General features: G+C 69.3%; 26 protein-coding genes and 2 riboswitches. Of the genes, 6 read left to right on the forward strand and 20 right to left on the reverse strand.

The window, feature by feature from the left end; all coding sequences use genetic code 11:
- Positions 1-62: 62 nt before the first annotated feature.
- Together HD596_RS64735 and HD596_RS11945 are read right to left on the reverse strand one after the other, a co-directional pair.
- Positions 63-1,493, reverse strand: a complete 1,431-nt coding sequence (locus HD596_RS64735) for an RDD family protein (RefSeq protein ID WP_185069323.1) — start codon at positions 1,491-1,493, stop codon at positions 63-65.
- 52 nt (positions 1,494-1,545) lie between these two features.
- Entirely contained in the window at positions 1,546-2,115 is a 570-nt protein-coding gene (locus HD596_RS11945; RefSeq protein ID WP_185069324.1) for an amino-acid N-acetyltransferase, read from the reverse strand.
- Positions 2,116-2,391: 276 nt separating this feature from the next.
- A riboswitch (cyclic di-AMP (ydaO/yuaA leader) is annotated at positions 2,392-2,541 on the forward strand.
- Positions 2,542-2,546: 5 nt separating this feature from the next.
- On the opposite strand from HD596_RS11945, the gene HD596_RS63700 reads away from it, so the two are divergent.
- The gene (locus tag HD596_RS63700; RefSeq protein ID WP_313043694.1) at positions 2,547-3,587 is read left to right on the forward strand and encodes a C40 family peptidase; all 1,041 of its coding nucleotides are present in this window, start codon (positions 2,547-2,549) and stop codon (positions 3,585-3,587) included.
- Between the two features lie 26 nt (positions 3,588-3,613).
- On the opposite strand, the gene HD596_RS11955 is transcribed toward HD596_RS63700, so the two are convergent.
- The 3 genes from HD596_RS11955 to lysX all read right to left on the reverse strand — a co-directional run bounded on the left by HD596_RS11955 (position 3,614) and on the right by lysX (position 6,394).
- Entirely contained in the window at positions 3,614-3,826 is a 213-nt protein-coding gene (locus HD596_RS11955) for a LuxR C-terminal-related transcriptional regulator (RefSeq protein WP_185069325.1), read from the reverse strand.
- A 611-nt stretch (positions 3,827-4,437) separates the two neighbouring features.
- A complete protein-coding gene (locus HD596_RS11960) occupies positions 4,438-4,839 on the reverse strand; it encodes a winged helix-turn-helix transcriptional regulator (RefSeq protein ID WP_185069326.1) in 402 nt (133 codons plus the stop codon).
- A 73-nt stretch (positions 4,840-4,912) separates the two neighbouring features.
- A complete protein-coding gene (lysX, locus tag HD596_RS11965; protein ID WP_185069327.1) occupies positions 4,913-6,394 on the reverse strand; it encodes a bifunctional lysylphosphatidylglycerol synthetase/lysine--tRNA ligase LysX in 1,482 nt (493 codons plus the stop codon).
- A gap of 147 nt (positions 6,395-6,541) precedes the next feature.
- On the opposite strand from lysX, the gene HD596_RS11970 reads away from it, so the two are divergent.
- Positions 6,542-7,033, forward strand: a complete 492-nt coding sequence (locus HD596_RS11970; protein WP_185069328.1) for a hypothetical protein — start codon at positions 6,542-6,544, stop codon at positions 7,031-7,033.
- A 66-nt stretch (positions 7,034-7,099) separates the two neighbouring features.
- Here the strand turns inward: HD596_RS11970 and HD596_RS11975 are convergent, their stop codons facing one another.
- From HD596_RS11975 to HD596_RS11995, 5 genes are all read right to left on the reverse strand, one after another.
- On the reverse strand, positions 7,100-7,882 hold the full coding sequence (locus HD596_RS11975; protein WP_185069329.1) for a type III pantothenate kinase: 783 nt from the start codon (positions 7,880-7,882) through the stop codon (positions 7,100-7,102).
- A 3-nt stretch (positions 7,883-7,885) separates the two neighbouring features.
- The gene (locus HD596_RS11980; protein ID WP_185069330.1) at positions 7,886-10,411 is read right to left on the reverse strand and encodes an L-aspartate oxidase; all 2,526 of its coding nucleotides are present in this window, start codon (positions 10,409-10,411) and stop codon (positions 7,886-7,888) included.
- A gap of 95 nt (positions 10,412-10,506) precedes the next feature.
- Positions 10,507-11,343: a pantoate--beta-alanine ligase gene (gene panC, locus HD596_RS11985; RefSeq protein ID WP_185069331.1), complete on the reverse strand. Its 837-nt coding sequence runs from the start codon at positions 11,341-11,343 to the stop codon at positions 10,507-10,509.
- A gap of 21 nt (positions 11,344-11,364) precedes the next feature.
- Positions 11,365-12,255, reverse strand: coding sequence for a Rossmann-like and DUF2520 domain-containing protein (locus HD596_RS11990; protein WP_185069332.1), 891 nt, complete (start codon positions 12,253-12,255; stop codon positions 11,365-11,367).
- 442 nt (positions 12,256-12,697) lie between these two features.
- Complete coding sequence (locus tag HD596_RS11995; protein WP_313043703.1) at positions 12,698-12,925, reverse strand: chaplin family protein; 228 nt, start codon at positions 12,923-12,925, stop codon at positions 12,698-12,700.
- A 186-nt stretch (positions 12,926-13,111) separates the two neighbouring features.
- Between HD596_RS11995 and HD596_RS12000 the strand changes: the two genes are divergently transcribed.
- Positions 13,112-14,074, forward strand: coding sequence for an SAM-dependent methyltransferase (locus HD596_RS12000; protein ID WP_185069333.1), 963 nt, complete (start codon positions 13,112-13,114; stop codon positions 14,072-14,074).
- Here the strand turns inward: HD596_RS12000 and HD596_RS12005 are convergent.
- Together HD596_RS12005 and HD596_RS12010 are read right to left on the reverse strand one after the other, a co-directional pair.
- Positions 14,058-15,251 (reverse strand): cytochrome P450, encoded by a 1,194-nt coding sequence (locus HD596_RS12005; protein ID WP_185069334.1) that lies wholly within the window; start codon positions 15,249-15,251, stop codon positions 14,058-14,060. The genes HD596_RS12000 and HD596_RS12005 overlap by 17 nt on opposite strands.
- Positions 15,252-15,260: 9 nt before the next feature.
- Positions 15,261-15,998: a TerC family protein gene (locus HD596_RS12010; RefSeq protein WP_185069335.1), complete on the reverse strand. Its 738-nt coding sequence runs from the start codon at positions 15,996-15,998 to the stop codon at positions 15,261-15,263.
- A 113-nt stretch (positions 15,999-16,111) separates the two neighbouring features.
- A riboswitch (SAM riboswitch) is annotated at positions 16,112-16,227 on the forward strand.
- 46 nt (positions 16,228-16,273) lie between these two features.
- Between HD596_RS12010 and HD596_RS12015 the strand changes: the two genes are divergently transcribed.
- Positions 16,274-17,632, forward strand: coding sequence for an aminotransferase class V-fold PLP-dependent enzyme (locus HD596_RS12015; RefSeq protein WP_313043707.1), 1,359 nt, complete (start codon positions 16,274-16,276; stop codon positions 17,630-17,632).
- A gap of 10 nt (positions 17,633-17,642) precedes the next feature.
- Here HD596_RS12015 and HD596_RS12020 read toward each other — a convergent pair whose 3' ends face one another.
- Entirely contained in the window at positions 17,643-18,290 is a 648-nt protein-coding gene (locus tag HD596_RS12020; protein WP_185069336.1) for a DoxX family protein, read from the reverse strand.
- 122 nt (positions 18,291-18,412) lie between these two features.
- On the opposite strand from HD596_RS12020, the gene HD596_RS12025 reads away from it, so the two are divergent.
- Together HD596_RS12025 and HD596_RS12030 are read left to right on the forward strand one after the other, a co-directional pair.
- Positions 18,413-19,558: an NADH-quinone oxidoreductase subunit D gene (locus tag HD596_RS12025; protein ID WP_185069337.1), complete on the forward strand. Its 1,146-nt coding sequence runs from the start codon at positions 18,413-18,415 to the stop codon at positions 19,556-19,558.
- Positions 19,555-20,616, forward strand: coding sequence for an acyltransferase family protein (locus HD596_RS12030; protein ID WP_185069338.1), 1,062 nt, complete (start codon positions 19,555-19,557; stop codon positions 20,614-20,616). The genes HD596_RS12025 and HD596_RS12030 overlap by 4 nt, the downstream gene beginning before the upstream one ends.
- On the opposite strand, the gene HD596_RS12035 is transcribed toward HD596_RS12030, so the two are convergent.
- The 7 genes from HD596_RS12035 to ftsH are packed head-to-tail and all read right to left on the reverse strand — an operon-like array spanning position 20,613 to position 25,848.
- The gene (locus HD596_RS12035) at positions 20,613-21,068 is read right to left on the reverse strand and encodes a DUF3180 domain-containing protein (RefSeq protein WP_185069339.1); all 456 of its coding nucleotides are present in this window, start codon (positions 21,066-21,068) and stop codon (positions 20,613-20,615) included. The genes HD596_RS12030 and HD596_RS12035 overlap by 4 nt on opposite strands.
- Positions 21,065-21,568: a 2-amino-4-hydroxy-6-hydroxymethyldihydropteridine diphosphokinase gene (gene folK, locus HD596_RS12040; protein ID WP_185069340.1), complete on the reverse strand. Its 504-nt coding sequence runs from the start codon at positions 21,566-21,568 to the stop codon at positions 21,065-21,067. The genes HD596_RS12035 and folK overlap by 4 nt, the downstream gene beginning before the upstream one ends.
- A complete protein-coding gene (folB, locus tag HD596_RS12045; RefSeq protein WP_376775837.1) occupies positions 21,565-21,930 on the reverse strand; it encodes a dihydroneopterin aldolase in 366 nt (121 codons plus the stop codon). The genes folK and folB overlap by 4 nt, the downstream gene beginning before the upstream one ends.
- A complete protein-coding gene (locus HD596_RS12050) occupies positions 21,920-22,366 on the reverse strand; it encodes a nuclear transport factor 2 family protein (protein WP_185069342.1) in 447 nt (148 codons plus the stop codon). The genes folB and HD596_RS12050 overlap by 11 nt, the downstream gene beginning before the upstream one ends.
- Positions 22,363-23,220: a dihydropteroate synthase gene (folP, locus tag HD596_RS12055; protein ID WP_446685860.1), complete on the reverse strand. Its 858-nt coding sequence runs from the start codon at positions 23,218-23,220 to the stop codon at positions 22,363-22,365. The genes HD596_RS12050 and folP overlap by 4 nt, the downstream gene beginning before the upstream one ends.
- A 58-nt stretch (positions 23,221-23,278) precedes the next feature.
- On the reverse strand, positions 23,279-23,857 hold the full coding sequence (gene folE / locus HD596_RS12060; RefSeq protein WP_185069343.1) for a GTP cyclohydrolase I FolE: 579 nt from the start codon (positions 23,855-23,857) through the stop codon (positions 23,279-23,281).
- Positions 23,854-25,848: an ATP-dependent zinc metalloprotease FtsH gene (ftsH, locus tag HD596_RS12065; protein ID WP_185069344.1), complete on the reverse strand. Its 1,995-nt coding sequence runs from the start codon at positions 25,846-25,848 to the stop codon at positions 23,854-23,856. The genes folE and ftsH overlap by 4 nt, the downstream gene beginning before the upstream one ends.
- Between the last annotated feature and the right edge of the window lie 192 nt (positions 25,849-26,040).

A 26,040-nucleotide genomic window follows, 5' to 3' on the forward strand; every position in this document is an offset into this window, starting at 1 on the left:
GCCTGTGCACACAAAACAGGGGCCGACGCGAAGCCGGCCCCTGCTTTTACCTGACGCTTGGACTACTTGATCTTCACCACCACGGTGTTCGCGAGCTTGTCCGCGAACGTCTGCTGCAGCGGTTTGTCCCAGAGCTGGGAGGCGCCGTTGACGCCCACGGCGGCGTAGGCGAGCAGCGAGCCGACGAAGCCCAGGGGGAGGGCGTTCAGGATCCAGCCGCCCCACGTCACGCCGGCGCGCTTGAGCGCCAGGTCGGTCGGCAGGCCGCCCGGCGGCATGCCCTGGCCCACGGGGACGACCTTGATGCCCATGACCATCTTGCCGACGGTCTGACCCTTCGCCTTCAGGAGGAAGAAGTCGTAGGCGACCCACAGGACGGTCACGATGATCGCCGACAGGATGGCCACGATCCAGGACGAGAACATGCCGCTGCTGGCGCCCGTCGAGGAGACATAGCTGGCCACGAAGATCGCCGCCATGATGAAGCCGATGACGAGGTTCACGATGAAGAGGATGACCCCGTCGATGAGCCTCGCCACCAGGCGCTGCCACCACTCCGCCAGCGGGGCCGGCGCACCGGGCGGCTGCACCCCCACAGGCCCTGGCTGGCCGTAGGCCTGGCCGTAGCCGGGCTGGCCGTACTGCTGCGCCTGCCCGTAGCCCTGCTGCCCGTAACCCTGCTGGCCGTACTGCTGCTGCCCATACTGCTGCTGCCCGTACTGCTGGTCGCCATAGCCCTGCTGGGCATAGCCGGGCTGGGACTGCTGCTGCTGGCCATAGCCCTGCTGGCCGTAGTCGGGCTGCGACTGGGGCTGCTGCCCGTACTGCTGCTGGCCGTAGTCCGGCTGGGACTGCGGCTGCTGGCCGTACTGCTGCTGACCGTAGTCGGGCTGCGACTGCGGCTGCTGGCCGTACTGCTGCTGGCCATAGCCCTGCTGGCCCGACGGGGGCTGCTGGCCGTAACCCGGCTGGGACTGGGCCTGCTGGCCGTAGCCGGGCTGGGACTGCTGCTGCTGGCCATAACCCTGCTGGCCATAGCCCTGCTGACCCGACGGCGGCTGCTGGCCGTACTGCTGCTGCCCGTACTGCTGACCGTAGTCAGGCTGGGACTGCTGCTGCTGACCGTAGCCCTGCTGGCCGTAGCCCGGCTGGGACTGGGCCTGCTGGCCGTAGCCCTGCTGGCCATATCCCGGCTGGGACTGCTGCTGCTGGCCGTACTGCTGCTGGCCGTATTGGGGTTGCTGACCGTACTGCTGTTGCTGTCCGTACTGCTGCTGGCCATAGCCCTGCTGACCGTACGGGGGCTGCTGCCCATAGGCGTCGTCCGCCCGGTAGCCGATCACAGTCGCGTCCGGGTCGGGCTCGCCGGGGTGGCGGCCCTGGTTCTGCTGCCCGTAATAGGGAGGCGCAGAGTTGTCTCCGGATTCGTCCTGTGGATACGGCGGCTGTCCGGTGCTCACCGTGTCACCTCGCTTCGAGTGCGCATGTGGCACGTGTCAGGACACATGCCTGTGCTGCCCAACGTATCGACATAGGTATCAACAATCACCTTTCCATCTGGTCAAGGTCCACGTCACCCGATGTCAGGTGGAGCAGCATGCGGGTGTTTCCCAGCGTGTTCGGCTTGACGTGTTCAAGATCCAAAAACTCCGCCACACCCTCGTCGTACGAGGCCAGCAGTTCGGCGTAGACCTCAGGCGAGACCGGCGTGCCCTGAATCGGGCGGAACCCGAGCCGCGCGAAGAAGTCGACCTCAAAAGTAAGACAGAATACACGTCGCAGACCCAAATCCTTAGCCTGCTGGATCAGTGCGGAGACGATCCGGTGGCCGACGCCCATCCCCCGGCACTCGGGATCCACCGCCACTGTGCGGACCTCTGCGAGGTCCTCCCAGAGCACGTGGAGCGCGCCGCAGCCGACGACCTGCCCGCCTCGCTCGGCCACCCAGAACTCCTGTACGTCCTCGTACAGCGTCACCGTGGCCTTCTCCAGGAGGCGCGGTCCCGCCCCCGCATAGGTGTCCACCAGGCGTCTGACCGTGCGCACGTCGGGCGTGCGGGCACGCCGGACCACCACCGCGGTCTCGGGCGCTGTCAGCTCGGCCACCTGCTCCATGGTTCTCCAGGGTACAGATCTCATTACGGCTCAGCCCTAACTCCCATGTCTCGGCCCATCTTGTTACATCTCGTGGTCAGATCGGCACGGGACCTCGGGGCCGGCCCGCGCCCGCCGAAAGCGCGGACAAATGGGGCATAGGACCTCTTCCGTACGGGTGCTCACGAGATCACCTTGTGACCCTTCGGTTGTGAAACCTCTACAGACTTGGCAGTTCTGGTTGAGCACGAACCCGGAGTGCATTAGTGTCCAGCGACAATGTTCCCCGCGTGTCGCGCGGGAGACACGCCCAATTCTCGCAAGGGAAGCCGGGGAACCGCCGGTGGCGACCTCCGACGCCACCACTGGGGTGAATCCGAGCCTTTCGGTAGGGCTGCTCCGGCCCGAACCCGTCAGCTAACCCGGTAGGCGTCGACGAGAGGAGCTGGTTGGTGAAGCCCACGCTCAGCGGTGGGGGGAAGTCGGCGGGCAAGCACGCCCGCCCTCCGGAACGGGCTCGGCGGCTGCGCCGCGTCGGTGTGGTGAGTCTCACAGTCGCCGCGCTGCTGTTCGCCATCCCCGTCGGTTCGGCGTCCGCCGATCCCGAGCCCTCGCTGAAAGAGCTCGCCGACCAGGCCACGAAGCTGCACACCGACATCGAGACGCTGACCGAGCAGTACAACGGCCAGCGGGAGAAGCTCAAGACCGCCAAGAAGGCCGCCGAGGCCGCGCAGAAGACGTTGACGAGCAGCGAGGCGGATCTGGCCGCCAAGCGCGAGAAGGCCGTCGCGCTGGCCCAGAACGCCTACATCACCGGTGGCCTGAAGACTCTCGCCTTCGCCACCTCCGACGACCCCGAGGGCTTCCTCAACCGGGCCGCGACCTCGTACGCGCTGCAGACCGAGCAGGGCGAGGAGATCAACCAGCTCACCAAGGCGATGGACGCGGCCACCCGCGCCAAGCAGAGCGCCACGACCCGCATCGACGAGGTCCAGAAGCTCGTCACCGACCTCGACGCCAAGCGCGACAAGATCACCAAGCTGGTGGCGAAGGTCGAGAGCAGCCTGTTCCGGCGGGCTCTGGGCGAGGCCGGGCGTCCCGGCACGCGGGCCGTGCGCGTCAACCTGCCGATCCCGGGCTCGGGCAAGGCCGCCGAGGCCGCGCGGTGGGCGCTCACGCAGCAGCTCAAGCCGTACGTGTGGGGCGCCGAGGGCCCCAGCTCGTACGACTGCTCCGGGCTCGTCATGGCGGCCTTCCAGCGGGTGGGCATCTCGCTGCCGCACTACACCGGCGACCAGTGGACGGCCGGCAGGCACATCTCGCGCGAGGAGCTCCGGCCGGGCGACCTGGTGTTCTTCTACAGCGACCTGCACCACGTGGGCATCTACATCGGCGGCGGCATGATGGTGCACGCCCCGCAGACGGGTGACGTCGTGCGGATCGCGTCGATCGCGAGGCGGCCGTTCGCCGGCGCGGTCCGCATCGCCGACTGAGCCCGCACCCCGGCGGTCCGCCCCGGCTAGATCAGCTGGCGGCGGGCTGCCCAGGCCACGGCCTCGATCGCCGTGGCCACGCCGATGCGGTCGCAGATGCCGCGCAATCTTCGGCGTACCGTGCGCCCGCTGATATCCAGCCGCCGCCCTACCCGATCGACCGTGACTCCCTTGGCCAACTCCGCCAGCAGCGCCAACTCAGCATGGCTGAGCTCAACGCCTTCAGTGAGCACATCCATCGGGAGCCCTCCCCCCAACAGCAGAACGTGGACCTCACAGAGGGGCCAAAGCCGGCTCCTCGCAGACGGTAAACGCATCCTGGAAAGGTCGTCAAGCATGACAATCGCCGCACTTGACGAGCGCTATTGACATGATCCGCTATATATGACGCACTCGCGATATGTCAGAACGTAGCGTGATCACATTGGGGCTTCCGGAATAGCCCTGACCAGCACTCCCCTTTTCGATCAGCGCGGTATGGATATTCCCCATGATCGATACATCTATGGCGTGATCTTTGCACCACGGGGTCAGCCACCAATCGCTCGCTTTGTACGGCGTCACCATAGGATCCGACCACCCAGGTCAGGTGGTTGACCAAGGCGATGTGATCAATCCACCGGGGGAATCGCCACCCTGGATTCCGGCCGGGTGGAGGGCCGCGAGCATGCCGGGCGGCCTCGTTTGCTGGTGCGCGTGAGCGGCGCGTGGCGAGGTGGACACAGGGGCGGCCGGAGCGCTGCGGGCGGGCCCGGGCCCGCCCCTCGGCGACCTTGACCCCATGCTGACAAGCGCGCTGGGGTCGGAAACCGGGCGGACCGGAAGCCGGATTCGCGACGGCGATGATCGCTCAGGCGTTGGCGGCGTCGTAGCGGTCCCTGGCGGCTTCGACGTCCTCCATGTGCGCCTCGGCCCAGCTCTTGATCGCGGCCACCAACGGCATCAGGCTCTCGCCCAGCGGGGTGAGCGCGTAGTCCACCCGTACCGGCACAGAAGGGGTGAGCGTGCGCGAGACCAGGCCGTCGCGCTCCAGGCCCCGCAGCGTCTGCGTGAGCATCTTCTGGCTGACGCCCGCGACGCGCCTGGACAGGTCGCTGTAGCGGCGCGGGCCCTGCGACAGCGCGGTGAGCAGGAGGGTGACCCACTTGTCGCTGAGGGTGTCGAGCAGCTTCCTGGAGGGGCACTCGGCGAAGTACGCGTCGAAGACCCGCCTGGCCTCGTCCCGCCGCTCCGCCGCCGTCTTCGTGGCCACCCGCACGCCCCTTCCCGCCTGCTGGTTACCAGAAGAGAGTAGAGCGCCCGGGGCGGGCGCTCCAAGACGCGGGTCAGTGGGTGGGCTTGACCAGCGGGAACAGGATGGTCTCGCGGATGTTCTTGCCGGTGAAGGCCATGATCATCCGGTCGATGCCCGCTCCCATGCCCCCCGTGGGCGGCATCGCGTACTCGAGGGCCTGCAGGAAGTCCTCGTCGAGCTGCATCGCCTCAAGGTCGCCGCCGGCGGCCAGGAGGGACTGCTCCACCAGGCGGCGGCGCTGCTCGATCGGGTCGATCAGCTCGGAGTAGGCGGTGCCCAGCTCCGTGCCGAAGCCGATCAGGTCCCACTTCTCGGTCAGCAGCGGGTTGTCCCGGTGCTGGCGGGTCAGCGGCGAGGTCTCCAGCGGGTAGTCCATGACGAACGTGGGCTGGACGAGCGTGTGCTCCACCAGGGCCTCGAAGAGCTCCTGCACCAGCTTGCCCGGGCCCCACTTGGGGTCCCAGTGGATCTCGCGCCGATCGGCGATCTTGCGCAGCTCCTCCAGGCCGGTAGCGGTGGTGATCTCCTCGCCCACGGCCTCCGACACCGCGCCGTACAGGGTGATGCGCGGCCACCGGGCGATCCCGAGGTCGACCTCCACCCCGTCGTGGACGACCACCGTGGTGTCCAGGGCGGCCACCACGGCCTTCTGGTACATCCGCTGGGTCAGGTCGGCCATGTCGTTGTAGTCGAGGTAGGTGCCGTAGGCCTCGAGCATCGTGAACTCGGGGTTGTGCGTGGAGTCGGCGCCCTCGTTGCGGAAGTTGCGGTTGATCTCGAAGACCTTCTCGATGCCCCCGACCACGAGCCGCTTGAGGTAGAGCTCGATCGCGATGCGAAGGTAGAGCTCCATGTCGTAGGCGTTGATGTGGGTCTTGAAGGGCCGGGCCGCCGCGCCGCCGTGGATGGGCTGCAGCATGGGCGTCTCGACCTCGAGGTAGCCCTCCTCGTGCCAGAAGTCGCGCACCGCGCGCACCGTGGCGCTGCGCAGGCGGGCCATCTTCCGCGACTCGTCGTTGACGATGAGGTCGACGTAGCGCTGGCGGACGCGCGCCTCCGGGTCGGTGAGCCCGACGTGCTTCTCCGGCAGCGGGCGCAGGCACTTGGCGGTGATCTGCCAGCTGTCGGCGAGGATGGACAGCTCGCCGCGCCGCGAGGTGATGACCTCGCCGGTCACGCCCACGTGGTCGCCCAGGTCGACGTCGCGCTTCCAGGCGGCCAGCGAGTCCTCGCCCACCTTGTCGAGCGAGATCATGACCTGCAGGTCGGCGCCGCCGTCGCGGAGCGTGGCGAAGCAGAGCTTGCCGCCCACGCGGTTGAGCATGACGCGCCCCGCGACCGCGACCGTGTCGCCGGTGGCGGTGTCGGGCTCCAGGCCCTGGTATTTCTCCCGGACCTCGGCGTTGGTGGCCGTACGGGGGAAATTCACCGGGTAAGGGTCGACGCCCTCGCTGCGAAGGCGGTCGAGCTTCTCCCTCCGGATGCGCATCTGCTCGGGAAGTTCGTCGCTCACAAGAACAAAGGGTAGGGGATATGGCGACCTGCAAGGGTTCGTCGGCACGCTGAAGGGCCGCTGCAAGAGCCCTCTTCTATCAATGTCTCACGAGCTCAGGGGGGAACCGGTAGGGAGCCGGTCCCAGGGGGAGCTCAAGGAGAGAAGATGTTGAAGAAGATCGCGACAGGTTTCCTCGCCGTCGCCGCCACCAGCGCGCTGGCCCTGTCGCTGCCTGCCGCCGCCAACGCCGCCACGGCCGCCGCCCCGAGCCACGACGACGACTACTCCGACTACTGGGGCCCCGTCTACGCCAAGAACAGCCAGGCCAAGTCGCAGGGCTGGATCGGCGTCAGCTGGGACGAGGACGGCGAGTCGAACGAGGTCACCGTCAAGGGCCGGCTCTACGACCTGGACAACCGCGACGAGGACGAGGGCGGCAAGTGCGCATTCGTGAAGTTCGAGGCCAGCGACTTCGACCACGACTGGTCGCCGGTCTACTCCAAGAAGTACTGCGGCTTCCCCGGCTACAAGAAGTTCACCTTCTCGGAGAACGACGTCTTCAGCGTGCGGGTGAAGGTCTGCCAGATCGGCCAGTACAGCAACTACCCCACGAAGTGCGGCCGCTGGGAGTACATCTACACCGCCGAGAGCGAGTGACGAGCCGTCCCCGGACGTGCGAGCGGCCTCCCACCCGAGTGGGAGGCCGCTTTTTGCGGTCGGAGCTCAGGCTGTGTTCCGCTTGTAGATCAGGCGCAGGCCGATGAGCGTCAGCCACGGCTCGTGCACGTCGATGGAGCGCGACTCGCCCACCACCAGTGCCGCGTGCCCGCCCGTGGCCACCACCGTCACCTCGTCGGGGTCGTCGGCCAGCTCGGCCGCCATCCGCTCCACGATCCCGTCCACCTGGCCCGCGAAGCCGTAGATGATGCCGGCCTGCAGGGCCTCCACGGTGTTCTTGGCGATCACCGAGCGCGGCCTGACCAGCTCCACCTTGTGCAGCTGGGCCCCGGCGGCGGCCAAGGCGTCGACCGAGATCTCGATGCCGGGAGCGGTCACCGCGCCGACGTACTCGCCCTTGGCCGACACCGCGTCGAACGAGGTCGCGGTGCCGAAGTCGACGATGACACAGGGGCCGCCGTACTGGTCGATGGCCGCCAGCGCGTTCACGATGCGGTCGCTGCCGACCTCCTTGGGGTTGTCCATGCGTACGGGCACCCCGGTGCGGATGCCCGGCTCCACGATCACCGCCGTCACGTCGCCGTAGTAACGGCGGCACATCTCACGCATCTCGTTGAGCACACTTGGAACGGTCGAACAGATGGCGATGCCGTCAATGTCGGCCCCCTTGACCAGCGGCGACTGCGCCAGCAACCCTTGGAGGACGACCGCGATCTCGTCGGCGGTGCGGCGGGCGTCGGTGGCCAGCCGCCAATGCTCGATGACGTCCTCGCCCTCGAACAGCCCGAGCACCGTGTGCGTGTTGCCGACGTCGATCGTGAGCAGCATCAATTACCCCCGCAGATCCAATGCGATGTCCAGAGCCGGAGCAGAGTGCGTCAGCGCTCCCACCGCCAGATAGTCAACGCCAGTTTCGGCCACGCGACGAGCCGATTCCAAGGTCAATCCCCCGCTGGCCTCGAGCGCAACCCTCTTTCCTGCCCGATTTTTCACGACATGTACGGCACGGTCCGTGTCCTCGATCGTGAAGTTGTCCAGCAGGATCTCCTCGGCTCCCTCGTCCAGCACGGCCTCCAGTTGGTCGAGCCGGTCGATCTCCACCTCGATCGGCAGGTCGGGGTAGCGCTCCCTGACCGCCCTGAACGCCTCGGCCACCCCACCGGCCGCCACGACGTGGTTGTCCTTGATCAGCGCGGCGTCCGACAGCGACATCCGGTGGTTCACGCCGCCGCCGCAGCGCACCGCGTACTTCTCCAGCGCCCGCAGCCCCGGCAGCGTCTTGCGGCTGTCCCGCACGCGCGCCGCCGTGCCGCTGATCGCCTCCACCCACCTGCCGGTCAGCGTGGCCACCCCGGACAGGTGCGTGAGCAGGTTGAGCGCGGTGCGCTCGGCCGTCAGCAGGGCCCGTACCGGCCCCTCGACCGTCATCAGCACGTCTCCGGCCCGCACCCGCTCGCCGTCCTTGGCCCTTCTCTCGGTACGGCCGGCGCCCAGCCGGACGAACACCGCCTCCGCGACCGCCAGCCCGGCCACGACGCCGTCCTTGCGAGCCACCACGTCGGCCACCGAGCGCTGCTCGGCCGGGATCGTGGCCAGGCTCGTCACGTCGCCGGCCTCCTGCAGGTCCTCGGCCAGCGCCCGGTCGATCAGCGCGTCCACCTCGGCCGGGTCCAGCCCGGCGGCGGTGAGCTCCTGCGCCAGGCGCGGCGGCATCGCGTCGCCATGGGGCGTGTACGTCATGCGGGGGCCCTCCTCGGTCAGGGTCACGTCCAGGTGGCCCAGCCATTCGTTGTCGTCACGGGTGTCGTAGTCCTCGCGCCAGTGCGAGCCGCGGGTCTCGAGCCTGGCCGCCGCCGCCCCGGTCAGCACGGTGGCGACGGTGAGCAGGTTGGTGGCCTCCCAGGACTCGGTGCAGGCGGGCACCTCGACCGGCGTCCAGCGGGCGTCGCGCAGCGCCCTGGCCGTGGCCAGCAGCGACTCGCGGCTGCGCAGCACGCTCGCCCCGAGGCTCATGTGCGACTGGATCCTGGGCCTGACCCTCGGGTCCACCAGCCCGGAGGCGGCGCCGCCCGCGACCGGCTCGCCCGGCGCGGGGCGTGCCTCGTGGATGTCCTCGGCGATGCGCTCGGCGAAGACGAGCCCTTCGAGCAGGGAGTTGGAGGCCAGCCGGTTGGCGCCGTGCACGCCGCTGCAGGCCACCTCGCCGCACGCGTACAGGCCCTCGATCGAGGTACGGCCGCGCAGGTCCGTCATGACGCCGCCGCTCGCGTAATGGGCGGCCGGGGCCACGGGGATCGGCTCGGTGGCCGGGTCGATGCCGTGCTCGCGGCAGACGGCGTAGATCGTGGGGAAGCGGGTCTCCCACTTCTCCCGGCCGAAGTGGCGGCCGTCGAGGTACATGTGGTCGCGGCCCGTCTCCTGCATCCTGCGCATGATCGCCTTGGCCACGATGTCGCGCGGCGCCAGGTCGGCCAGCTCGTGCGCGCCCTGCATGAACCTGACGCCCTCGTGGTCGACCAGGTACGCCCCCTCGCCCCTGACCGCCTCCGAGATCAGCGGCTGCTGGCCCGTCGAGCCCTCGCCGAGCCACAGCACGGTCGGGTGGAACTGGACGAACTCGATGTCGCGCACCACGGCCCCGGCCCGCAGCGCGAGCGCGACCCCGTCACCGGTGGAGACGGCGGGGTTGGTGGTGGCCGAGTAGACCTGGCCCATGCCGCCGGTGGCCAGCACCACCGCCCTGGCGCGCACCGCGCCCACCCCGTCGCGGGCGCCCTCGCCCATGACGTGCAGCGTCACTCCCCTGGCCCGGCCCTTCGCGTCCTTGAGCAGGTCGAGCACCAGCGCGTGCTCGATCACCTCGATCTCCGCGGCGCGCACGGCCTCGACGAGCGCCCGCTGCACCTCGGCGCCCGTGGCGTCGCCGCCCGCGTGCACGATCCGGTGCCGCCGGTGCCCGCCTTCCCTGGTGAGCTGGAGCTCACCGTCGGGGGTGCGGTCGAAACGGGCGCCGCGGGCGATGAGCCGCCGCACGGCGCCGGGTCCCTCCGTGACGAGCGCGCGCACGGCCCGCACGTCGCACAGCCCGACCCCGGCGATCAGCGTGTCGTTCAGGTGCTCGTCGGGGGTGTCGCGGGGGTCGAGCACGGCCGCGATGCCGCCCTGGGCCCATCGGGTGGAGCCCGCCGACAGCACGTCCTTGGTGACGACCAGCACCTTTGCGGACGGCTCCAGCTCCGCGTGGCGCAGCGCCACGGTCAGGCCCGCGACGCCGGAGCCGATGACGACCACGTCCGCCTCGACGGTCCAGCCGGGCGCCGGCGCGGTCAACCGCAGGGGAATCGCCGGTGCACTCATCAGGGGGCCTCCTCACTGAGGGATTTCGTCAATATGACGATAACGCCTCGTGCGGAGTGAGGAGTCAGCGGGCCTCCGCTTCGGGGCGATCCGGCTCAGGAGGGATTCAGGGTGAGAGTGACGTTGTCGATCAACCGGGTGGTGCCCACCGTGGCGGCGACCGCGAGCACGGCCATCCCCGCGTACGACTCGTCCACCTCGGCGAACGTCGCCGGGTCGACCAGCGCCAGATAGTCGGTCGCGAGCCGGGGCCCGGCCGCGTCGAGCACCTCCTGGGCCACCGCGCGGACCCGGGCCGGGGTGAGCTCGGCCGCGCCCGCCCGCAGCGCGCGGGAGAGCGCCAGCGCCACCTGGCGGTCGTCGTCGGACAGGTAGCGGTTGCGGCTCGACAGGGCCAGGCCGTCGGGCTCGCGTACGGTCGGCGCGCCAAGGATCTCGATGGGCAGGTCGAGGTCGGCGACCATGCGGCGGATGAGGGCGAGCTGCTGGGCGTCCTTCTGCCCGAAGACCGCCAGGTCGGGCTGGACCAGGTTGAACAGCTTGAGCACGACCGTCAGCACGCCGTCGAAGTGGCCGGGCCGGAAGGCGCCCTCGACGATCGAGCCCATGTGGCCCGCGGAGACGCTCACCTGGCGGTCGGCCGCGTACATCTCCTCGGCGTCCGGGTGGAAGACGACGTCCACGCCCTCGGCCCGGCACACGTCCAGGTCGGCGTCGAATGTACGGGGATAGCGTGAAAAATCCTCGCTTGGACCGAATTGCAGGGGATTGACGAAGATGCTGACCACGACCTGATCGGCGCGGACGCGGGCCTGCCTGATCAGCGACCTGTGCCCCTCGTGCAGCGCGCCCATGGTCGGCACCAGGGCCACCGCGCCACCCCGGCGCGCCTTGACCAGGTCTTCCCGACCTTTGGCAACGATCAGCTCCATAAAAGGCCCCTTAATCGCATCTCAGGTCCATATATTGCCCCCCAGCGCGTCGAGGAGCCTTTCGGCCTCCTCCGGTTTGAGCAACCCCGCGGCCAGCGCACGGTCGGCCGTGAGGCGGGCCAGCGCGATGTAGGCGTCCGCCGCCTCGGGCGCCGCCAGGATCAGCGCGTCCACGTGCTTGCGCACGGTGCCGGCGTCGCCGCGGACGACCGGGCCGGTCAGCCCCGCGATGCCCAGCCGCAGCACGTTGTCGAGCGCGGCCCCGAGCAGCGGGCCCAGCATCCGTCCCGGGTGCTCGACGCCGATGCGCCCCAGCAGCTCCTGCGACTCGGCGATGAGGGTGACCATGTGGTTGGCGGCCCCGGCCAGCGCCGCGTGGTAGAGCGCGCGGTCGGCGTCGGCGATCCAGACCGGCTCGCCGCCCATCTCGATCACCAGGGCCTCGGCGATCGGCCGCAGCACGTCGGGGGCGGTCACGCCGTACGAGATGCCGGTGAGCTTGTTGAGGTCGTCGTCCCTGCCCGTGAAGGTCATCACCGGGTGCAGCGCGAGCGGCAGCGCGCCGGCCTTGGCCGCCGGCTCCAGCACGGACAGCCCGTACGCCCCGCTGGTGTGCACCAGCAGCTTGCCGTGGAGGTCGGCCCCCGTCGTGGCCAGCCCGTTGACGAGGTCGGGCAGCGCGTCGTCGGGCACGGTGAGCAGGATGAGCTGGGCCGCCGCGACCACCTCGTCGGGCCTGGACGGCTTGACGCCGAGCCGGTCGGCCGCCCATCGCTGTGAATTGTCCGAAACGCCGCTCGCGGCCGCGATCCGGTGGCCCGCCTGAGCCAGCGCGGCACCGAGGGCCGAGCCGACCTTGCCCGCCCCGAGTACGCCGACAGTCAGCCGTGCCGGGCGATCCCCTGCCTCCATGACGTCACACCCCTGTCGACCTGCTGATGAGAAGCCTGCCGGGCGGACTCCCGTCCTGGCCTCAACCAGGCACGACGAGCAGGACTCCGGTCCGACGAGCAGGCTTCTGTTGTGGCACTGCCGACCAGCGTAACGGCCTCTCAGGGCTGCGGACCGTAGGGCCTGTCCCGCGACTCGCCCGGGGGCTCCTCCGTGACCGCGGTTTTGCCGCCCGTTGAGTTAACGACAAATGCGACAAGGGCATACAAAACGTGCACCCCCTGTCGGAAGAGATGAGGAGAGGGGTTCCATCGCATGGCAGCGGGCGCCGAGTCCCCTCATCCAGGACCCGACGCCCGCAGGATGTGACCTCTTGGAGGTGCGACCGGCCGGCCGCTCGCCGACCGGCCAGCCGGAGTCGGAGCCCGGGCCGGACGAGTGCCGGCCCGGGCTCTTTCTTCTGTCAGTGGTGGCTCGGCACGTTGGCGTAGGCGCCGCCCTTGCAGCCGGCGAACGCGGCGCCGATGACGGCCACGGCGTTGCCACAGACGTTGACCGGGATCGCGATCGGAAGGTGCAGCTGGTTGCCGCCGAGCACACTGCCGTTGCCGCTGGTCGTGTCGGCGTGCGCCGGGGCCGCGAGCGACAGCATGGCGACGGCTCCTGTGACGACCATGACCTTCTTCAGCACGAGGGCTCCTCTCAGTTTGGCGGCCCTGGGCCGCTGGTGCTTGCTCGGGAGCGGTCGATCGCGCCAAATGGGGGTGACGCAACGCGAACGCTCGATGACATTAGGTAAACGTACCGCAAGTCGGCGACTATGAGTAGCCAAATGATGACGATGCGTGTCACATGAAAGTCATGAGATAGTCCTGACATGTGGCTCACCTGGCGCGCCGCAATGGAGCGTGCGCTGTATGGCGAGGAGGGCTTCTACCTCCGCGAACGCCCTTCAGGCCACTTCCGGACCTCGGTCAGCGCCTCCCCGGCGTTCGCCGACGCGGTGCTGGCGCTGCTGTCGGAGGTGGACGCCGAGCTCGGCGGTCCTGCCGTGCTCGACCTGGTCGACATCGGCGCGGGCGAGGGCACGCTGGTCGCCCAGGTGCTGGAGGCCGCCGAGCCCGCGCTGCGCGACCGGCTGCGCGTCACCGCCGTCGACCTCTCCCCCCGGCCCGAGGGCCTGCCGGAGCGGATCGCCTGGCGGCGGAGCGTGCCCACCGGCATCACGGGCATGGCCATCGCCAACGAGTGGCTCGACAACGTGCCGCTCGACGTGGCGGAGCAGACCGCCGCCGGGCCGCGCCTCATCATGGTGAACGTCCACACCGGCGAGGAGCGCCTCGGCGGGCCGCCGCAACCTGAGGACTGCGCCTGGCTCGACCGGTGGTGGCCGCTGACCCGGGCGGGCTCGCGGGCGGAGATCGGCCGCCCCCGCGACGAGGCGTGGGCCTCCGTCCTGAGAAGCCTCACAAGAGGCCGAGCGATTGCCGTGGATTATGCACACCCTGTGGATAACCGGCCGCTCTGTGGCACGTTGACCGGTTACCGCGACGGCGCGGTCGTTGCCCCGATCCCCGATGGGACCTGCGATATCACCGCTCATGTCGCGCTTGACGCGTGCGCCGAGGCCGGGCGCCGGGCCGGCGCGATATCCACAGGCTTGTCCACACAGCGCGACGCGCTGAGGGCTCTGGGGATCACCGGCACCAGGCCCCCGCTCGAACTGGCCCGCACCGAGCCGCGGGCTTACATCCGGGCGCTGGCCAGGGCGTCGGAGGAGGGTGAGCTGATCGATCCGGCGGGGCTGGGCGGGTTCGGCTGGCTCAGCCAGCGGCGGTGACCTCCAGCGACCGCAGCCCCCTGATGACGTAGCCGGGCTTCCAGCTCGGCTCCTCCCGCAGCTCCAGCTTGGCCGCCCGGTCCAGGAGGGCGCCGTACGACTCCATGAGCTCGATGCGGGCCAGCGGCGCGCCCAGGCAGAAGTGGATCCCGGCCCCGAACGAGATGTGCGGATTGTCGGCCCGCCCCACGTCGAGCCGGTCCGGGTCCTCGAAGACCGCCGGGTCGCGGTTGGCCGAGCCGAACAGCAGCGCCACCTCCGACCCGCGCGGTATCTCCACCCCGTGGACCTCGATGTCCTCCAGCACCCAGCGCTCGAACATCTGCAGCGGCGTGTCCCAGCGCATCACCTCCTCGACGGCCGTGGGCAGCAGCGAGCGGTCCTCGCGCAGCCGTGCCAGTTCGGAGGGGTTGCGGAACAGGGCCCACCAGCCGTTGCCCGTCACGTTCACGGTGGCCTCGTGACCGGCGTTGAGCAGCAGCACGCATGTGCCGACCAGCTCGTCCTCGGTCAGCTCGTCGATCTGCGCCAGCGCGCTGATCAGGTCGTCGCCGGGAGCCCGGCGGCGCTGCGCGGCCAGGGTCTTGAGGTAGTCGGCGAACTCCGACGCCGCCCGTACCGCCGTGTGCTGGGCTTCGAGGCTCGGGTTGAGCTCGTACATGCCGCAGATCTCCGCCGACCAGGGGCGCAGCAGGTGGCGGTCGGCGTGGGGGATGCCGAGCATCTCCGCGATCACCGTCACCGGGAGCGGCTCGGCGACCTCGGCGAGCAGGTCGCCGCCGCCCTTCTCCACGAAGGCGTCCACCAGGCTCCCGGCGATGGCGCGCACCCGGGGACGCAGCGACTCGACCATGCGCGGCGTGAACGCCCTGGAGACCAGCCGGCGCAGCCTGGTGTGCACCGGCGGCTCCACGTCGAGCATGCCCGCCCTGATCACCCGCCAGAACGGCTCCTGGAACTCCGGCTCCGGCGGCCTGCCGAACTCCTCGTGGGTGGCCACGTGGAGGTAAGACCGCCCCAGGCGGCGGTCCCTGAGCAGGGCGTTCACGTCGGCATGACGTGAGATCAGCCACTGGTTCGTCGGCTCGAAGTAGCTGACCGGCGCCTCGCGCCGCAGCTCGTCGTACACCTGGTACGGGTGAGCCACGAAATCCGGATCCCAAGGGTCAAATCGCACTATTTCATCTTAAGGAGCGGGGTTCTCCTGCGACACCGTCCGCTTGCTCCGCGCCCGGATGTTCAGCAGCTCGACGACGAGCGAGAACGCCATCGCGAAGTAGATGTAGCCCTTGGGGATGTGCTGGCCGAAGCCCTCGGCGATGAGCACCACGCCGATCAGCACCAGGAACGCCAGCGCCAGCATCTTGATGCTCGGGTGCCGGTCCACGAACCTGCTGATCGGCCCCGAGGCGAACAGCATGACCAGCACCGCCACCACGACCGCCGCGATCATCACGCCGAGCTCGTCGACCATGCCGACGGCGGTGATGACGGAGTCGAGCGAGAACACGATGTCCAGCACCATGATCTGGATGATCACCGCGGTGAAGGAGGCCGCCGCGGCCTTCTTGCCGTCCTTGCCCACGGGGCCGTCCATGCTGTGGCCGATCTCGGTGACGCTCTTGCCCAGCAGGAACAGGCCGCCGAGCAGCAGGATCAGGTCACGTCCTGATATTTCGTGACCGAAGACGGCGAACAGCGGCTCGGTGAGCTGCACCACCCACGACAGGGCCAGCAGCAGGAGCAGCCGGGTGATCAGGGCCGCTCCCAACCCCAGCACCCGGGCTCTGTCCCGTTGTTCGGGAGGTAGTTTCCCGGCCAGGATGGAGATGAAGATGATGTTGTCGATCCCCAGCACGATCTCCAGGGCGACGAGGGTGAAGAAACCGATCCATATTTGCGGATCGGTCACCCAGTCCAACATTTACGCACCTCCATGACACATGAGCGGGGTTTCCGGTAGCAACGAGCCAGGCGGCGAAGAAGTTCACCCGACTTGCGATCGATGGTGGGGATTGGGTTATAGTCTCCGCCGTAGGTCATGAGTGCCAGCGACAAGCCCCGGCTAGCTGGCCGGCAACCCTCGCGTCCGCGGCGGGGTGCCCCGGGTGAAGACCTGGTCCGCCACGAGGTGTGGCGGGCAAGCGCGGGCTCCGTGGCTGCTTCCAGGGGTCCGATGACCCTTGAGGGAGATGTGCCGTGTCCACGTTGACGATCTTCAGCTCCGTCCCCGCCCGTACCGCCGCCGAGTCGGCTCCGGCCGCCACGGGCAGGCCGATCCCGGCCGTGCTCGGGGCCGATCTCGAGGTACCGGTCAAGGGCGGCAGGCTCGTCGGCTACGCCAACCTCGACTACGCTGCCAGCGCCCCCTGTCTGGAGCCGGTCAGCGCCGCCGTCACCGCCGCGCTCCCGGCCTACTCCAGCGTCCACCGGGGCGCGGGCTACGCCTCGCAGCTCACCACCGCCCGCTACGAGCAGGCCCGCCACACGGTCCGCGCGTTCGTCGGGGCCCGCCCGGACGACGCCGTGATCTTCACCCGCAACACCACCGACGCCACCAACCTCCTGGCCCGCTGCCTGCCCGAAGGCACCACCACCGTGGTGTTCGACACCGAGCACCACGCCTCTCTCCTCCCCTGGGAGAAGTCCGTACGGCTGGCGCCGCCCGCCTTCCCCGGCGAGGCCGTCCGCGCCGCCGACGCGGCCCTGGCCGGCATCGACGGCCCCAAGCTGCTCGTGGTCACCGCCGCCTCCAACGTCACCGGCGAGCTGTGGCCCATCGCCGCCCTGGCCCACATCGCGCACCGGCACGGCGCCCGCATCCTGGTGGACGCCGCCCAGCTCGTACCGCACCGGCGGCTCAACCTGACCGCGCTCGACCTGGACTACGTGGCCTTCTCCGGGCACAAGCTGTACGCGCCGTTCGGCGCGGGGGCGCTGGTCGGGCGGCGGGACTGGCTCGCGGACGGCGAGCCGTACCTCAAGGGCGGCGGCGCGGTGCGCTCCGTGGGCGACGACATCGAGTGGCACGACGACCCGGAGCCGCGGCACGAAGCGGGCACCCCGAACGTGCTGGGCGCCATCGCCCTGGCCGCCGCCTGCGACGCGCTCACGGCCACCGGCTGGACCGCGCTGGTGCGCGAGGAGGAGCGGCTGATCGCGCGCCTGCGGTCGGGGCTGGCCTCGATCGAGGGCGTACGGGAGCTGTCGCTGTGGGGGGACGACCACCCGCGCGTCGGCATCGTGTCGTTCACCGTGGACGGCTACTCGGCCCGCGAGGTGGCCGAGGCGCTGTCCAGCGAGTACGGCATCGGGGTGCGCGACGGCAAGTTCTGCGCCCACCCGTTCGTCCGGCACCTGCTGGGTGAGCCGGAGCGCAGGAGCTCGGCCGGAGAGAGCGAAGCCAGCGGAGGCCGAAGCGGGCGCGACCATAAGCACGCCGGCGGATGTGAGGACGGGACCGCCTCCGCGGTGCGGGCCTCCATCGGCATCGGCAGCACGCAGGAGCACGTGGACCGGCTGGTCGAGGCCGTGCGGGACCTCGTCAACCGCCGCTGACCTGCGCCGGCTAGAGGGCGTCGGAGCGGTTCGGCGGCTTGCGGTGCGGCGGCGGCTCGTCGGAGACCAGGGCGTCGATGTCCCTCATGTCCTCGTCGTTGATCCCGCCCGCCCGGTGCTCGCTCGGCTGCCTGGGCACCCGAGGCGCCTCGGCGGGCGTCGCGGGGCGGGTGGTCGTCGTGACGTTCGACGGCTCGGGACGCTGTGGCTGCGAGGCGCGTTCCGCCTCGGCGGCCCGGCGTTCCGAACGCCGCCGGAACATCGCCGCGAAGATCCCGTCGATCCCGATCCGGCCGCCACCGAGCGCCAGGAACAGCAGGGCCAGTGCCCCGAGCGCGCCGGCCAGCTCCCAGCCGCCGGCGCTGGAGAGTACCCCGTGCCCCGCGTGCACGTACGTGATGGCGCCCAGCATGTTGATCAGCAACAGCAGCCCCACGAGGCGCACCAGCAGGCCCAGGATCAGGAAAATGCCGCCGGCGGTCTCGACGACGGTCGCGAACGCGGCGGCGAGCTCCGGCATCGGGATCCCCATCCCCTTGAACGCCTGCCCCGTGGCCGCAAGTCCGCCCTGCCACTTCTGCGAGCCGTGCGCCACGAGGATCACTCCGGTCACCACCCGTGCGATCAGCGCCGCGACATCAAACACAACTCTCTTCATGGTGTTATCTCCCCCCGTTCCTGGTATTCCTCCCCGTGTCCGAGTTAGGGATGCGTTTCCGTACCATTCCTTGACCTGGCCCCGCCCTGGATCATCAACCGGGGCGGTGGCAGCATTGCCATATGACGGAACGTGTGGTCGGGATCGGCGCGGGTGCGAAAGAGCTGGCCACCGAGGACATGATCCTCAACATCGGCCCGCAGCATCCCTCGACGCACGGGGTGCTCCGGCTCAGGCTGACGCTCGACGGCGAACGCATCACCGCCGCCGAGCCGATCATCGGCTACATGCACAGGGGCGCGGAGAAGCTGTTCGAGGTCCGCGACTACCGTCAGATCATCATGCTGGCCAACAGGCACGACTGGCTGTCGGGGTTCGCGAACGAGCTGGGCGTGGTCCTCGCCGCCGAACGCCTGCTCGGCATGGAGCCCCCGGTCCGGGCCGTGTGGGCGCGTACGCTGCTGGCCGAGCTCAACCGGGTGCTCAACCACCTGATGTTCCTCGGCTCCTATCCGCTGGAGCTCGGCGCGATCACGCCGCTGTTCTACTCGTTCAACGAGCGCGAGCGCATCCAGGCGGTCATGGAGGAGATCTCCGGCGGCCGCATGCACTACATGTTCAACCGGGTCGGAGGCCTCAAGGAGGACCTGCCGCTCGGCTGGCTCGACCGGGTGTCGGAGGCCGTCGCGGAGACCCGCCGCCGGGTGCCCGACATCGAGAACCTCATCCTGCACAACGAGATCTTCATCGCCCGCACCAAGGGCGTCGGCGTGCTCTCCCCCGAGCAGATCACGCAGTACGGCGTCAGCGGCCCCATCGCCAGGGCCTCCGGCGTGGACTTCGACCTGCGCCGCGACGATCCGTACCTCGCCTATCCCGAGCTGCCCGTGAAGGTCGTCACGCGGCAGGCCGGCGACTGCCACTCCCGGTTCGAGGTGCTGTTCGACCAGCTCAAGGTCTCGCTCGACCTGGCCGACGCCTGCGTCTCGCGGCTGCGCTCGCTGCCACCGGGGCCGATCAACCAGCGCCTGCCGAAGGTGCTCAAGGTGCCGGAGGGCCACACGTACGCGTGGACCGAGAACCCCCTCGGCATCAACGGCTACTACCTGGTCTCCAAGGGCGACAAGACACCGTGGCGGCTCAAGCTGCGCTCGGCCTCCTACAGCAACATCCAGGTGCTGCGGGAGATGCTGCCCGGCCACCTGGTCGCCGACATGGTGGCCATCCTCGGCTCGATGTTCTTCGTCGTGGGTGACATCGACAAGTGAAAGTCGAGCGCGACAAGTACGTCGACTGGCTCCGCGCCCTGAGCCTGTGCGTCGTGGTGGTCTGGCACTGGGCGTTCACCATCCTGGAGTGGAAGCCGAGCGGCCCCGAGCCCACCAGCCCGCTGGGCTTCACCTCGGGGCTGTGGATCCTGACCTGGCTGCTGCAGGTGCTGCCGCTGTTCTTCTACGTCGGCGGCCACGTGCACCTGCTGTCCTGGGAGCGGGCCAAGGCACGCGGCGTCGGCATCGGCTCGTTCGTCTGGCGGCGCATCCGCGCGCTGGCCTTACCCGCCCTGTTCCTGTCCGGCGTGTGGATCGCCATCGGGGCGGTCGTGACGTACACGTTCGGAGTGGACTGGATGTGGCGGGTGGTGCTGCTGGTGCTCAGCCCGCTGTGGTTCCTCGGCGTCTACCTCGTGCTGATCGCGCTGCTGCCCGTGGCGCTCTGGCTGCACCGCCGCTACGACGTGCTGGCGCTGATCTGGCTCGGCGGCGCGTCGCTGGTGGTGGACGTGGTGCGCTTCCGGTACGGGGTCGACTGGGTCGGCTGGCTCAACATGATCATCGTCTGGGGGCTCGCCCACCAGGCCGGGTTCTTCTACGACCGGATCGTCATCCTGCCCAGGCGCTATGACATCGCGGTGCTCTGGACGGGGCTGTTCGCCCTGTTCGGCCTGGTCTACTCGGGCATCTACCCGGGCTCGATGGTGGGCGTGCCGGGCGACAAGTGGTCGAACATGGCGCCGCCCACGTTCGTGATCGTCGCCCTGCTGCTGTTCCAGGTCGGGCTGGTGGAGGTGCTGCGGCCGGCGATGGAGCGCGTGCTGGAGCGTCCGGGCTGGCGCCGGGTGAACGCGTTCATCAACCGCTACTCGCTGCCGCTCTTCCTCTTCCACACGACCGGGATGGCCATCGCGCTGGGACTGTCGTGGTGGCTCTTCGGCTCCCTGGGCACCAAGATCCCGCCGGACCTGAAATGGTGGCTGGAACGCCCGATCGCCATCCTCGGCCCGCTGATCTGCACCGCCCCGGTCATCTACTTGTTCGGCCGGCGTTAGTCGGGTTTGTGTTCGTCCTGGTCCTTGGGGATCCGGCAGGCGTGCTCCAGGTAGAGGGCGGCGCAGATCAGCGCCACGCAGGACACGAACGACCCCGCCGCGACGAAGAACTCCGAGCGCGGCGTCTCCCGGTCCAGGATCTGCACCGTGTAGAGCCCGAACCCGGCGAACAGCCCGCCGAACACCGCCCCCGCGTACGCCGACGCCTTGGCCAGCGCGGCCAGCCGGGCCACCGACAGCGGCTCCACCGGTTTGGTGCCCGGTTTCCTGGCGATCCTGGCCTTGGTCACCCAGGCGCTGTAACCCTCGCCGATGGCCAGCAGCAGCACGGTCGGGATCGCCGTCCACGGCATCAGGGGGAGGTCCGAGTAGACGGGCGTGACCGCCGCCCACGTGATCAGCGCGACAACGGCGATGATGCCGACCAGAAGTCCCGGATGGGTCGGCTTCAATCGGGCCTCTGCAGTTTCAGGTCGTCGCGCAGGCGTACCCCCTGCTGGTCGATGCCCGCCAGCAGCTCCGCCACCCGGCCGCGCCCGGGCACCACCGCGTCGGGGTCGGCCTTCGACCACGGCACCAGCACGAACGCGCGCTCGTGCGCGAGCGGATGTGGCAGCGTCAGCTCCGGCTCCTCGCAGACCGTGTCGCCCACCACGATCAGGTCGATGTCGAGCGTACGCGGCCCCCAGCGCTCGGCGCGGACCCGCCCGAAGGCGTTCTCCACGCTCTGTGCCCGCTCCAGGAGCGTGCGCGGCTGCAGGGTGGTCTCCGCGATCACGATCGCGTTGAGATACGGCTTCTGTCCCGCCGGACCGCCCACAGGGTCGGTCTCGTAGACCGGCGACGCCTGGACGAACTCCAACCCCGGGGCGTCGAACAGGGTGTCCACGGCGCCTTGCAGAGTCTGGAACCGGGGCCCCAGATTGCTGCCGAGAGCGAGGACGACTTTCATACGCGGCTCCGCTCTATGGTCACGACCACGTCGTCGAACGGCAGCGGGATGGGCGCCGCCGGTTTGTGCACGCTCACTTCGACCTTACGTACCAGCTCACTGGCCAGGCACACGTCGGCCAGCCGCTGCGCGAGCGTCTCTATCAACGCGACCGGCTCGCCCTCCACGACCTCGACCAGCGCCTCGGCCAGTTCCCCGTAATGGACGGTCTTGGTGAGGTCGTCGCCGGCCGCGGCCGGCGCGGTGTCGAGGAACAGCGTCGCGTCCACGACGAACTCCTGCCCGAGCTCCCGCTCGGCAGGGAGCACGCCGTGCCTCCCCCTGGCCCGCAGGCCCTTGAGAGCGATGCGATCAGGGCTCAAGCTCGCCTTCCTCCTCCTCGTCGTCATCTCCCTGGAGCACGGGCGAACCGTGGTGCATCCACAGGCGCCAGCCCAGCGGGGTGCGGATGTAGACGTTGCTGGCCACCACCTTGCCCGCGGCGAAGCTGGACTCGCCCTCCTCGCCGGCGGTGAGGATGTTCTCGACGCAGGTGAGCACGGCCACATCGCCCAGCACGGTCGTGTCGACGTCGGTCAGCACGAACTGGATGTAGGTGGTGTTGGCCATGATCAGGGCCCACGACCGCAGCACCTCGGACCGGCCGCTGAGCAGGGTCCAGCCGGGGTGCACGCAGCTCACCTGGTCGTCGGCGGTGTCCTCGGCCCAGATCTCGGTCATCTTGTCGAGATCCGCGTTCTCGATCGCGGCGTAGAACTCCTGGTTGATCGTCTCGATCGCGACGGTGTCGACGCTCATGTGTTGGCTCCGGCTCTCTTCCATGCGGCTGCCACGCGTACGGCATCGGCGTTGGGGCCCACCTCGTGGACGCGTACGCACCAGGCGCCCGCCTGGGCGGCCAGCGCGGTCACGGCCAGCGTCGCGTCGTCGCTGCGGCTGAACGGCCGGGGTGCGCCGTCAGGACCCGCCAGCAGCCGTCCGAGGAAGCGCTTGCGCGACGCTCCGATGAGCAGTGGGTAGCCCAGCTCGGCCAGCTGGGGGATCCCGGCCAGCAGCGTCCAGTTGTGCTCGGCGTTCTTGGCGAAGCCCAGGCCGGGGTCGAGCACGATCTGCTGCTCCGTGACCCCTTCGGCCAGGACCAGATCGACCCGCTTGGCGAGCTCTTCGCGCACTTCGGTGACCACGTCGGCGTAGACCGCGCGGCTGTCCATGTCATGGCTGTGGCCGCGCCAGTGCATCACCACGTACGGGACGCCGGTCGCGGCCACCACCCGCGGCATCTCCGGGTCGGCGAGACCACCGCTCACGTCGTTGACCAGCCGCGCCCCCGCCTCGACCGCGGCCTTGGCCACCTCGGCCCGCATCGTGTCGACGCTGACCGCCACTCCCTCGGCGTGGAGTGCCCTGATCACGGGGACGACCCTGGCCAGCTCCTCCTCCAGGGACACCCTGGCCGCGCCCGGGCGGGTGGACTCGCCGCCCACGTCGACCAGGTCGGCCCCCTCCTGGACCAGCTCAAGGCCATGCTGGATGGCGGCTTTCTCGTCGAACCACAAGCCGCCGTCGGAGAACGAATCGGGGGTCACATTGACCACACCCATGACGAGGCACCGATCCGCACCTCCCGGCACGCTGATGGGCACGCTAGTCATGGGCCAAGCCTAGGCGCTCCCCCACACATGTTGACATCGTGGGTACCCCGTTCGGTCATCAACGACCCAGGATCAGCGCCATCGCCTCAGATCGGGTCTTGTCGCTCGTGCGGAAATCGCCGCGAACCGCCGAGGTGACGGTCTTGGCGCCCGGTTTGCGTACGCCGCGCATCGTCATGCACAGATGCTCGGCCTCGACCACCACGATGACTCCGCGCGGCTCCAGAACCCGCATGAGGGCGTCGGCGATCTGGGACGTCATGCGCTCCTGGACCTGGGGGCGGCGGGCGAACACGTCGACCAGGCGGGCCAGCTTCGACAGGCCCGTCACCTGGCCGCGGTCGTTGGGGATGTAGCCCACGTGGGCCACACCGTGGAACGGGACCAGGTGGTGCTCGCAGGTCGAGTAGACCTCGATGTCCCGGACGAGCACCATCTCGTCATGATCTACGTCGAAGACCTTGGTCAGGACGTCTTCGGGCTTCTGGCCGAGCCCTGAATACTGCTCGGCCATGGCGCGGGCGACCCGGGCCGGCGTGTCGAGGAGGCCGTCGCGGTCGGGATCCTCGCCGATGGCGTAGAGGATCTCGCGTACGGCCTTCTCGATCCGGCCCAGGTCTACGTCGTGCTGAGTCACACACTGTCCCCGGACGGGAGGGCGTCCTGGTGGCCCGCCGTGAGCGAGCCGTTGGCCGACTGCTCCTTGGGGGTCAGGATCGGCGGACGGTCGGAGGGGAGCCGCTTGCCGTAGCCCGCGTAGGACGGGCGGTGCGCCTTGACCACCACGGGGGCGAAGATCTGCAGCACCTGCTCGCGGGAGAGCGTCTCCTTCTCCATGAGCTCGAGCACCAGGTTGTCGAGCACGTCGCGGTATTCGACCAGGATGTCCCACGCCTGGTCGTGCGCCGTCTCGATCATCCGGCGGACCTCCTCGTCGATCGTGGAAGCGATCTTCTCGGAGTAGTCGCGCTCGTGGCCCATCTCGCGGCCCAGGAACACCTCGGCCTGGCCGGTGCCGAACTTACGGGCGCCGAGCTGCTCGCTCATGCCGTACTCGGTCACCATGCGGCGGGCGACCGCCGTGGCCTTCTCGATGTCGTTGGAGGCGCCGGTGGTGGGCTCGTGGAAGACGAGCTCCTCCGCCGCGCGGCCGCCGAGCAGCATCGCGAGCTGGTCCATCATCTCCGACCTGGTGGCCAGGAACTTGTCCTCCATCGGCAGCGTCATCGTGTAACCGAGGGCGCGGCCGCGGGACAGGATCGTGATCTTGTGGACCGGGTCGGAGTTGGGCAGCGCGTGCGCCACCAGCGCGTGACCGCCCTCGTGGTAGGCGATCATCTTCTTTTCCTTGTCGGACATGACCCGCGACTTGCGCTCGGGCCCTGCCATGACGCGGTCGATCGACTCCTCGAGGACGTCCATCGTGATCAGCTTCTGGTCGGCCCGCGCGGTGAGCAGGGCGGCCTCGTTGATCACGTTGGCCAGGTCGGCGCCGGTGAACCCGGGGGTGCGGCGCGCGATGACGTCGAGGTCGACGTTGGGGGCGAACGGCTTGCCGCGGCCGTGAACCTTGAGGATGCCCTTGCGGCCCTCGAGGTCGGGGCGGTCGACGGTGACCTGCCGGTCGAAACGGCCCGGGCGCAGCAGCGCCGGGTCGAGGATGTCGGGCCGGTTGGTCGCGGCGATGAGGATCACGCCGCCCTTGACGTCGAAGCCGTCCATCTCGACGAGCAGCTGGTTGAGCGTCTGCTCGCGCTCGTCGTGGCCGCCGCCCAGGCCGGCGCCGCGGTGGCGGCCGACGGCGTCGATCTCGTCGATGAAGATGATCGCCGGGGCGTTGGCCTTGGCCTGCTCGAACAGGTCGCGCACCCGCGAGGCGCCGACACCGACGAACATCTCGACGAAGTCGGAACCGGAGATCGAGTAGAACGGCACGCCCGCCTCGCCGGCCACGGCACGGGCCAGCAGGGTCTTACCGGTGCCGGGCGGGCCGTACAGCAGCACGCCCTTGGGGATCTTGGCGCCGATCGCCTGGAACTTGGCCGGGGCCTGCAGGAACTCCTTGATCTCCTGGAGCTCCTCGATGGCCTCGTCGGCTCCGGCGACGTCGGCGAAAGTGGTCTTGGGGGTGTCTTTGGTGATGAGCTTGGCCTTGGACTTGCCGAAGTTCATCACTCGCGAGCCGCCACCCTGCATCTGGTTCATGATGAACAGGAAGATCAGCACGATGAAGACGATCGGCAGGAAGCTCACCAGGATGCTGACGAGGAAGTTCTCCTGCGGCACCTCGGTGGTGAAGCTCTTGGTCTTGCCGGCCTCGTACTGAGCCTGGAGCTCGTCGGTCAGCTTGCTGCCGTAACCGGTGACCCAGTTGGACTGGATCAGCTTCGTCGGGGCGTCGCCGGCCTTGACCGTGATCGGGTTGGTCAGCGTCACCTCGATCCGGTTGTCCTTGTCGACAATCTTGGCGTTGCTGACGTTTCCGGCGCGAATCTGCTGGAGAACCAGGGACGTGTCGGCCTGCTTGAAATTACCGCCGCCACTCCAAAGCTGAGTGACGAGTAGGAGCAGCACGACGATGCCCAGGATCCACAGCAGTGGCCCACGTGTAAATCGCTTGAGATCCATCCGATGCGGAACCCCTTGCGGGCCCGTCCCTTCCTGACCATGGCCTGGAACCCCGGGCTGCCCCGGGGCCGCGGCATCCGGCACCGCGACTTCTGACTACCCGAGGGGGACACGCGGTCACCCTCCAGGAGTCTGAAGGTACACCGGCAGAGCGCACGGGGGGACCCGCCCGCTGTACCGGTCTTGCCCTAT

Source organism: Nonomuraea jabiensis, assembly GCF_014204795.1.
Classification (GTDB): domain Bacteria; phylum Actinomycetota; class Actinomycetes; order Streptosporangiales; family Streptosporangiaceae; genus Nonomuraea; species Nonomuraea jabiensis.

What these genes read in the sequence shown, in the direction of transcription:
- HD596_RS11990 (WP_185069332.1), bottom strand. Translation starts at nt 12,255, where the DNA reads ATGGAGGCAGGGGATCGCCCGGCACGGCTGACTGTCGGCGTACTCGGG.
- HD596_RS11945 (WP_185069324.1), bottom strand. Translation starts at nt 2,115, where the DNA reads ATGGAGCAGGTGGCCGAGCTGACAGCGCCCGAGACCGCGGTGGTGGTC.
- HD596_RS12050 (WP_185069342.1), bottom strand. Translation starts at nt 22,366, where the DNA reads ATGAGCGTCGACACCGTCGCGATCGAGACGATCAACCAGGAGTTCTAC.
- folP (WP_446685860.1), bottom strand. Translation starts at nt 23,220, where the DNA reads ATGACTAGCGTGCCCATCAGCGTGCCGGGAGGTGCGGATCGGTGCCTC.
- HD596_RS11970 (WP_185069328.1), top strand. Translation starts at nt 6,542, where the DNA reads ATGTTGAAGAAGATCGCGACAGGTTTCCTCGCCGTCGCCGCCACCAGC.
- folK (WP_185069340.1), bottom strand. Translation starts at nt 21,568, where the DNA reads ATGAAAGTCGTCCTCGCTCTCGGCAGCAATCTGGGGCCCCGGTTCCAG.
- panC (WP_185069331.1), bottom strand. Translation starts at nt 11,343, where the DNA reads ATGGAGCTGATCGTTGCCAAAGGTCGGGAAGACCTGGTCAAGGCGCGC.
- HD596_RS11975 (WP_185069329.1), bottom strand. Translation starts at nt 7,882, where the DNA reads ATGCTGCTCACGATCGACGTCGGCAACACGCACACGGTGCTCGGGCTG.
- HD596_RS12000 (WP_185069333.1), top strand. Translation starts at nt 13,112, where the DNA reads ATGTGGCTCACCTGGCGCGCCGCAATGGAGCGTGCGCTGTATGGCGAG.
- HD596_RS12010 (WP_185069335.1), bottom strand. Translation starts at nt 15,998, where the DNA reads ATGTTGGACTGGGTGACCGATCCGCAAATATGGATCGGTTTCTTCACC.
- HD596_RS12020 (WP_185069336.1), bottom strand. Translation starts at nt 18,290, where the DNA reads ATGAAGAGAGTTGTGTTTGATGTCGCGGCGCTGATCGCACGGGTGGTG.
- HD596_RS11955 (WP_185069325.1), bottom strand. Translation starts at nt 3,826, where the DNA reads ATGGATGTGCTCACTGAAGGCGTTGAGCTCAGCCATGCTGAGTTGGCG.
- HD596_RS12025 (WP_185069337.1), top strand. Translation starts at nt 18,413, where the DNA reads ATGACGGAACGTGTGGTCGGGATCGGCGCGGGTGCGAAAGAGCTGGCC.
- HD596_RS11980 (WP_185069330.1), bottom strand. Translation starts at nt 10,411, where the DNA reads ATGAGTGCACCGGCGATTCCCCTGCGGTTGACCGCGCCGGCGCCCGGC.
- ftsH (WP_185069344.1), bottom strand. Translation starts at nt 25,848, where the DNA reads ATGGATCTCAAGCGATTTACACGTGGGCCACTGCTGTGGATCCTGGGC.